This is a genomic window from Peptoniphilus sp. SGI.035 (genome assembly GCF_050315115.1).
In the GTDB taxonomy this organism is placed as follows: domain Bacteria; phylum Bacillota; class Clostridia; order Tissierellales; family Peptoniphilaceae; genus Peptoniphilus_A.
Genome location: NZ_JBNPOJ010000032.1, coordinates 1 through 9,062, shown reverse-complemented (window position 1 = coordinate 9,062; position 9,062 = coordinate 1). Strand labels below are relative to the sequence as shown.

General features: G+C 36.3%; 6 protein-coding genes and 1 other annotated feature. Of the genes, 4 read left to right on the top strand and 2 right to left on the bottom strand.

Annotated elements, in window-relative coordinates; all coding sequences use genetic code 11:
• Positions 1–87: 87 nt before the first annotated feature.
• Both ACQRC6_RS09390 and ACQRC6_RS09385 read right to left on the bottom strand, forming a co-directional pair.
• Complete coding sequence (locus ACQRC6_RS09390) at positions 88–600, bottom strand: transposase (RefSeq protein ID WP_427848687.1); 513 nt, start codon at positions 598–600, stop codon at positions 88–90.
• Positions 601–646: 46 nt separating this feature from the next.
• Positions 647–1,594, bottom strand: coding sequence for a LysR family transcriptional regulator (locus ACQRC6_RS09385; RefSeq protein ID WP_427848686.1), 948 nt, complete (start codon positions 1,592–1,594; stop codon positions 647–649).
• Between the two features lie 352 nt (positions 1,595–1,946).
• On the opposite strand from ACQRC6_RS09385, the gene ACQRC6_RS09380 reads away from it, so the two are divergent.
• The 4 genes from ACQRC6_RS09380 to ACQRC6_RS09365 all read left to right on the top strand — a co-directional run bounded on the left by ACQRC6_RS09380 (position 1,947) and on the right by ACQRC6_RS09365 (position 9,057).
• Positions 1,947–4,214 carry a hydratase gene (locus tag ACQRC6_RS09380; RefSeq protein WP_427848685.1) on the top strand — a complete coding sequence of 756 codons (2,268 nt, stop codon included), beginning with the start codon at positions 1,947–1,949 and terminating at the stop codon, positions 4,212–4,214.
• A gap of 20 nt (positions 4,215–4,234) precedes the next feature.
• A complete protein-coding gene (locus ACQRC6_RS09375; protein WP_427848684.1) occupies positions 4,235–5,398 on the top strand; it encodes a 2-methylaconitate cis-trans isomerase PrpF family protein in 1,164 nt (387 codons plus the stop codon).
• A gap of 18 nt (positions 5,399–5,416) precedes the next feature.
• Positions 5,417–6,682: an SLC13 family permease gene (locus ACQRC6_RS09370; protein WP_427848683.1), complete on the top strand. Its 1,266-nt coding sequence runs from the start codon at positions 5,417–5,419 to the stop codon at positions 6,680–6,682.
• A gap of 282 nt (positions 6,683–6,964) precedes the next feature.
• Positions 6,965–7,193 (top strand) — a binding site (T-box leader).
• Between the two features lie 67 nt (positions 7,194–7,260).
• A complete protein-coding gene (locus ACQRC6_RS09365; RefSeq protein WP_427848682.1) occupies positions 7,261–9,057 on the top strand; it encodes a homoserine O-acetyltransferase/O-succinyltransferase family protein in 1,797 nt (598 codons plus the stop codon).
• The last annotated feature ends 5 nt before the right edge of the window (positions 9,058–9,062 follow it).

Below are 9,062 nucleotides of genomic sequence, written 5' to 3'. Positions count from 1 at the left end.
GCTGAAATTAATTTCAGTTTAGGCTTGACTTTTGTTAGCAGGTTTTTATGTAAAAATGAATGCATAGACGTTAATAAAGCTTAAATACTAAAATAACAAGAAAACTATTAAAAATAAGCATAGCAAACAAACCCCTAGGGGTTTTGCAAATTTTCTCGTTTTCCTATCACTACTTACAAGCAAACATAATTCTTTTTCTAAACAAATTGACATTTTACAAATTATCATACCAAAACAATTTCTCTTTAAAGTCTTTATCTTAGTATGTGTGTCTTCAAGTGGACCATTAGACCAAGGATAGTCAAAAGAATAACATATTTCATCAAACCAGTTATTAAAAGCAGTTATACAAGATTTAAATTCTTTTAAATTAGATTCCTCAGCCCTTTTTATCCATTCTCTTAAAGATTTAGTGGCTCTAACTCTATTGGGTTGAGTAAGAACATATTGGTAAAACCGTTCCTTTAACCTATATGTTAATTTTAAATCATTACTAAAATCAAGCATTAAAGAAACTTCCTTAGCTCGTTCAGAAGTTAGACTATAAGCAGGTTTTGTAAGTAGACTCTTACATGCTAAAAATTTAAATGGAAACGACAAATACTTTTTGGAATACCATATGCTTTTTGTAAATTATTTGGTTTAACTATTCCAAAGAAGTAAATCCACTGGCATTGGAGGTATCAAACAGATCTTTTGCAATTCGGATGAAGTCGTGTGCATAGGAAGGCAGGTATCCTCCGTGTCGGTGTGCAACAACAAAATCAGAGACGGTTTTGGGCTCACCAAAACTATAGCAGTCAATTGGCTGTGTAAAAGTATAGTGCATGAGATGTGTTTCAAAAATGAAGGCAGCACCATAACCGACAGAAACCAGTTCCATGATGGCCGGAAGACTGCTGGTTGTCATGATGTTTTTAAATTTTAACCCTATACTTGTAAAATAACGGTCTGTGAGCTGTCTTGTCCGATGCTCAGGCATCATTTGGAGAATCAGTTCATTTTGTAAAAGCATTGGATCCAGACGCGGATAACGGCTGGAAGGATTGGGTTGTGCATAACGGCCAAGAGGATGATTCTTACATAAACAGATCAGAAGTTCTTCTTTATTCAAAGTTTCATAATCAATTTTGGGATTTGGTGTGTCGGGTCTACTGTAAAATGCAATCTCTGCTTTTCCATCCAGGAGCCTCTTGTCATTTTCATCGGAGCTTCCTTCGAAAACATTTACTTTAATGTTTGGGTGCTCCTGTTGGAAACGCGGAAGTGTCACTGGGAGCATATAGATGCAACGCATGCGTGGAAAGGCAATATTAAGAACCCCAACATCGCGTTTCATAATATCTGCAAGTTGGATATCAAGATTGGATTTCAAAATCAGAATCTCTTTTGCAGTTTTCACATACTGTTCACCGGCATAGGTGAGAACATATTTATTTCCAAGTTTTCGGAACAATTTTTGTCCGAGCGTATTTTCAAGATTTATTAAAAATTTACTTAAGGTTGGCTGGCTAACATATAGAGAGTTAGCAGCTCTTGTTATATTCTGGTATTTATGTATAGCAAGTACATAATTTAACTCACGAAAATCCATAAAAATCTCCTTTTTAGATGGTAGGTTTAGATATATTTCATATTATATTTAATATTTATATCAAATACAATTATTAATAGAATAAAAACTATAAAAAGTATAAAAAAAAAGAATACATAAAAAATATGAAAAATGCATTTTTTAATCAAAAATTTTAAAAATATATATAAATTATTCAACATTGTACTGGATAAAATATACATCACTATAGTTATAAAGAATGGAATTAATGAAAATTATGAATTATACATATTGTATTTATTGGGATACAATACGATTAAAGATATCAAAGAGATAGAAAAAGACTGGCCAGTCTGTATAGAATGAAAACAGATGAAAGGAAACAGATGTCATGAAATTATACGATTCAGGAGTATTTCTTTTAAATGGAACAAAAATTGTTCCTGTAAATGAAGCAGGGAAAGAACTTCAGGATAAAAAAGAACAGTACAAAACCGGAACGATTTCCTATGATATTTTACAGTCACATAATATCGGAGAAGACGACGAAAATTTAAAGATTAAATTTGATGCGATTACCAGTCATGACCTGACTTATGTTGGAATTATTCAGACAGCCAGGGCATCAGGGGTAGAAAAATTTCCACTTCCGTATGTACTTACATGTTGTCATAACAGTTTGTGTGCAGTAGGAGGAACAATCAACGAAGATGATCATGTGTTTGGTCTTACAGCAGCAAAGAAATATGGTGGAATTTTTCTGCCGCCGCATATGGGGGTTATTCATCAGTATATGAGGGAGACAATGGCAGGTGGCGGAAAGATGATTCTTGGTTCTGATTCACACACAAGATATGGTGCACTTGGAACAATGGCGGTTGGTGAAGGCGGTGGAGAGCTTGTAAAACAGATCCTTGAACAAACTTGGGATGTGAAATATCCGGAAGTTGTAGCTGTATATCTGGATGGAAAACCAAATCCGGGAATAGGTCCGCAGGATATTGCAATTGCGATTGTAACCGCTGTTTTCAAAAATGGATATGTGAAAAATAAAGTAATGGAATTTGTAGGTCCTGGAGTTTCTTCAATGAGCACTGATTTCAGAAATGGGATTGACGTCATGACAACGGAGACAACATGCCTGTCTTCTATCTGGAGAACAGATGAAGATACCAGAGAGTTCCTGAAGGTACATGGAAGAGAAGAGGAGTATAGGAGGTTGGAGCCACAGGAGACAGCATATTATGATGGATGTATTTATATTGATTTATCACAGATTCACAGTATGATAGCACTTCCTTTCCACCCATCCAATGGATATGAAATCCGGGAACTGAATGCCAATATGGATGAAATTCTTCATAAAGTAGAAGAGGATGCAAAGAAGCTGATTAAGAATCCAGATCTTCACCTTAATCTTTGGGAAAAGGTGCATGATGGAGCGTTATATGCAGATCAGGGAACAATAGCAGGCTGTTCCGGCGGTACTTATTCCAATATTATGGAAGCTGCCTATCTGCTGGATGGCAAAGGTACTGGACAGGATGTATTCAATTTAAGTGTTTATCCAAGTTCTCAGGCGGTTATGATGGATTTGGTTCGTAAAAGAGCAATTGAAAAACTGATTGCATCAGGAGTGACAATCCGTACTGCTTTCTGTGGTCCATGCTTTGGAGCGGGAGATACACCGGCACATAGACAACTTGCTATTCGTCATACGACAAGAAACTTCCCGAACCGGGAAGGCTCAAAACCGGGAAATGGGCAGCTTGCAAGTGTGGCACTTATGGATTCTCGTTCAATAGCAGCAACTGCAGCAAATGGTGGAAGAATTATTGCGGCAGATGAAATTGGATATGAATATGAGTGTCCGGAGTATGCTTATGATGCAATTGCATATGAACAGAGAGTTTATCAGGGATTTAAAAAAGGAGACCCAGAAGAAGAACTTATATGTGGACCGAATATCAAGGACTGGCCGGAACTTCCAAAATTGAATGAACATATGCTTTTGAAAGTGTGTGCATATATTACGGATCCAGTTACAACAACAGATGAACTGATTCCTTCAGGAGAGACAGGCTCTTTCCGTTCAAATCCAATGGGGCTTGCTGAGTTTACATTAAGCCGAAGGGTACCAGAGTATGTGGGAAAAGCCAAGGTTGTCATGATTTATGAAAAGGAATGGAAAAACGGAGAATGCCCGGAAGAGATACAGAGGGTTCTTGAAAAAATTCATTCCATTCATGGATATGAAAATATTGATGATCAGATGATTGGTCTTTCCAGTACGATTTATGCGGTAAAGCCAGGGGATGGTTCTGCAAGAGAACAGGCGGCATCCTGCCAGAGAGTATTGTTGGGCGGTGCAAATATTACTATTGAATATGCAACAAAGAGATATCGTTCGAATTTGATCAACTGGGGAATGGTTCCGTTTGTTTTGAATGGAGAGCCAGATTTCGCAGATGATGATTATATTTTCGTACCGAATATCAAAAAGGTTCTGGGTACAGATATGAAGGAAATAAAGGCATATGTGATTGGAGATGAAATCCGTCAGCTTTCGCTGGCAATTGAACCACTCACAGAGGAAGAAAAAGAAATTATCCGCTGTGGGTCTCTGATCAATTACAATCGCCAAGTAAAAGAAAAATAGAAAGGATTTTGAAAATACAAATGGATCAGGAAAAGAGAAATAATCATAGAAAAATTCCAGCTATGATCATTCGCGGGGGAACAAGTAAAGGGGTATATCTTCTGAAAAGAGACCTCCCGGAAGAAGGTAAAAAATTGGATGCATTACTTTTGAAAATGATGGGAAGCCCGGATAAAAAACAGATTGACGGACTGGGGGGCTCCCAGTCAGTTACAAGTAAAGTTGCAATTGTAAATAAATCAGAAAGAGCAGATGCAGATGTGGATTATACATTTGCACAGGTTTCGGTGGATAAACCACTTGTCAGCTATAAAGGAAACTGTGGAAATATTTCTTCTGGAGTCGGGCCATTTGCAATTGAAAAAGGTCTGGTGGATGTAAAGGAAGGAACAACATCTGTAAGAATATACAATACGAATACAGGTAAGATTATTGTGGCTGATGTAAAAACCAAGAATGGCAAAGTTGTATATGATGGGAATTTCAGTATTGCTGGAGTTCCAGGAACAGCCTCTCCGATTCGTCTGAAATTTGTAGATCCGTCTGGAACATTGGGAAAAGGGCTGTTGCCGACCGGACATGTGGTTGATGTTCTGGAAGTACCTGGATTTGGTTCGGTAGAGGTGTCGATCATTGATGCTGCCAACCCACTGGTGTTTGCAAGAGCAAAAGACCTTGGACTTACAGGCAGAGAGCTCCCGGATGAATTGAATGCGGATGCGGAGAAATTGGAGCTTCTGGAAAAAGTAAGAGGAATAGCAGCTGTTAAGTTGGGGCTTATTGATGATTATACAAAATCGGCATGGGAGACACCGGGAATTCCGAAGATGACTTTTGTAGCAGAACCGGAAACTTATATAACCATGTATGGAAATGAAATCAAAAAAAAAGAAATTGATCTTCTCTCAAGAATGATGTCTATGCAGAAGACGCATCCAAGTTATGCAATGACCGGCGCAATGTGTACTGCAGCAGCAGTGGTTGTAAAAGGAAGTATTGTAAATCAGGTGTGTGCAGATGATATAGATAAACAGTTTATCCGAATCGGACATCCAGGAGGAATTCTGGAATGTGGCGTGGATTATAGGGAGGACGAACAAAATCTGGATATTCAGGATACATTTGGTTTCCGTACTGCAAATCTGATTATGGAAGGCACTGTAAGAAATTGTTTCAATGAATAAAATATGGAGGATAAAATAATGACTATTTCTAGTATTTCACTGATTGTCCTTGTAATTGTAGTGGCAATTGGATTTATTAAAAAAGTAAATCTTGGTTTCTTGTCAATTGGTGTTGCGTTCTTTTTGGGAAAAATAGGCGGGATGTCTGCAAAAGAGATTGCAGCAGGATTCAGCAGCTCCATGTTTGTAACACTGGTTGGAGTTACCTTTTTATTTGGTATGGCATCTAACAATGGAACATTGGAGCTTTTTTCAAAGAGAATTGTTGCATTGGTAGGAAAACATACGGTTTTGATTCCAATTCTGATGTTCTTCCTTTCAGCTTTTATCTCAGCAATCGGACCGGGACATATTGCAGCAGGTATTTTGATGACAACATTTGCAATGTACCTTGCTTTTGAAATGGATATTAATCCGATGGCAACAGCGCTTTATGCAAAATTAGGAGCAAATGCAGGTAGTGCATCTGTGCTTTCGCTTACAGGTGTTCTGGCAAAAAATCTTTCAGAACCTCTTGGATACAGTGGATTCGGATTACATTTGTTCTTAACTACGTTGCTTTCTGGATTTATCTTTACTCTTTTTATATATGTGTTCTACAAAGGATATAAAGTAAAAGCAGATAATCCGATGAAGCTCTCAGAAATTCCGAAATTTAACAGGGATCAGTTGCTGACAATCATTGCGATTATTATAATGGTAGTATGCTGTATCGGATTTAAGTTAGATACCGGACTATTTGCTTTCGCTGCGGCAGCAGTACTTATTCTTCTTGGAGCAGTAGATGAAAAGAAAGCAATCAAAGACATTCCGTGGGGAACATTGGTATTTATATGTGGAGTAGGTGTTTTGATTAATGTAATTGATACATTAGGTGGAATTACAATGATTTCTGATTTCCTGACCGGATTCATGAACGAACATACAGCAACACCGATTCTTGCAGCTACTTCGGGAATTCTTTCATGGGTAAGTTCAACAACAGGAGTTGTTATGCCGACATTATTCCCAATTGCCGCAGATGTATGTAAGACTTTTGGCGGTGGAGTCAATTATGCGGAAATTATTTCTGCAATTACGGCAACTTCATTTGCAGCAGCGATCAGCCCGCTTTCTACAGGTGGTGCTATCATTATGTCTTCATATTCAGCAGCAAGAGAAACAACGAATGAAGAACTGAACAAGATGTTTAAAACATTATTTTTACTTTCAGTTGCAAATGTACTTATGAATGTATTACTTGCTACATTAGGTGTATTTAAGCTGGGAGGATTATTATATTAAAAAAGCTCTACGTCAAATATTTTGGGGGACTCGTTAACTCAAGTCTCTCTTTTAACTTAAAAAGACTAAGTTCTATAAAAATTTGGGCATCACAATGAATTCCTTTTATAAAAAATTTATTGAGCCTAAAAAAATAGGGCGGCAAAAAAATATAATAGAAAATAAAAAATGCAAGCTGCTTAAAAAGAAACTTATGGCGGTAAAATTTATGATTAAAACAAAAAAATTTTTAATGAAAATTATTTGACATAATTATTATTAGATGCTATCATAATATAAAATTTAAACTCAACAGAGAGAAGAGTAACTTTTTGGACTGATTACAGAGAGCTTCGTTTGGTGAAAGAAGTAGAGGAAAAAGAAGTGAACATGGTCTTTCTCGAGGGCTTGCTGATATTTAGGTGAGCACGGGTGCGCCCGTTATAGTGATAGAGTATGGTAGTACTTGAAGAGTTCCTTGTCGCGAGATAAGGGAGAATTAAGGTGGTAACACGAAGCTTTCGTCCTTTTAAGGTCGGGAGCTTTTTTTATTTTATACTCCTTGCAAGTACAAATTTTAGATAAGAGAGGAATAAAAAATGCCATTAATAATACCTAAGGATTTAATAGTTGAAGAAGTTTTAGAAAGAGAAAATATTTTTACAATGAGAGATTCCTGTGCTAGTAAGCAAGACATAAGACCTCTTAGCATTGCCATTGTAAATTTAATGCCCAAAAAAGAAGAAACAGAGCTTCAACTTTTGAGGATGTTATCAAACACAGCCCTTCAAATAAATATTGACCTTGTTAGGATGGAGTCCTACAATCCATCAAATAGCGATATTAAGAGGCTCAAAGCTTTTTACAAAACTTACGAAGACATAAAAAACAATAAATATGACGCAATGATAATAACTGGCGCTCCCATTGAAACTATTGCCTATGAAAAAATAAAATATTGGGAAGAATTAAAGACAATTTTTGAATTTGCAAAGGAAAATGTCTATTCGACAATGTTTATATGTTGGTCTGCACAAGCCGCTCTATATCATTATTACAATATTGAGCATAACGTTTCAAAGGAGAAAATTTTTGGCGTTTTTGAATTTGACAAGTTAAAGGAAAATAAAATAATTAAGGGTTTTGACGACACCTTTTTAGTTCCAACTTCAAGACATACCTATGTGGACGTAGAAGACTTTGAAGATTTTCCAGATTTAGAAGTTATCGCAGCAAGACCTGATACGGGAGTTTCTCTTGTTACAACAAAGGACGACCGCTTTGTATTTAATTTTGGACACTGGGAGTACGATAAGTACACACTTAACGACGAATACATTAGAGATATTTCACAGGGCAAAAAAATTAACCCACCTCAAAATTATTATGAAGACGATGATCCAAAAAAAGAAATAAAAATAAGGTGGAAATCTGCCGGAAATTTATTTTTCTCCAACTGGCTCAACTACTGCGTATACCAAGAAACACCTTTTGCCATTGAGACAATTGAGGGGAAATCTGTTTCTAAATTTGGCGGGAGTTCTCTAAAGGATGCAGGTCAGTTTGCAAAGGTAAAAAAAATAATTTTTTCCAAGGAAGACAGAGATGTAATAGTAGTTTCCGCTCCTGGAAGAAGATTTTCAAAGGATACAAAAATTACAGACGAATTAATTTCACTGTCAGATAAAAACTTAAAAATAGATGAACTCGATAAGATTATAAAATCTTTGGAAGAAGAACTAAGCGTACAAATTGTTTATAGAGATACTCAGCTTAAAAAAATAAAAAATAGATTTTTGTCTATTGCAGAAGATTTAAAACTTGAAGAATTTTGGAAGGATGAATTACAATTTGTATTTGAGGAAATAAAAAATTCAGTGGACAAGGAATTTATAGTAAGTAGGGGCGAGTATTTAAATGCAAAACTTCTCTCGAAATATTTGAATTACGACTTTGTAGATGCCAAGGACATAATAATTTTTGACAGTGAAGGGCAAGTAGATATAGAAAAATCGAGAAAGGCAATAAAAAAACACATTGGCGAAAATAAAAAAGTAGTTGTGCCGGGATTTTATGGGAGCGACAACAATGGAGATATAGTAACTTTTACGAGAGGAGGCAGCGACTACACGGGAAGTCTAATTGCCTACGCACTAGATTCAAAAGTTTATGAAAATTGGACAGATGTAAATGGAATAATGACATCTGACCCAAATCGCGATCCAAATGCCAAGACCATTGACAAGCTAAATTTTAAAGAATTAAAAGAAATAATAGATAATGGCGCGGAGGTTTATCAAGGAGATGCCATAAAACCAGTGGAAGAAAAAAACATAACTATAAAAATATTAAATACGAATAATCCAAAAAACCATGGGACAATTATCAAGGATTGAATGAT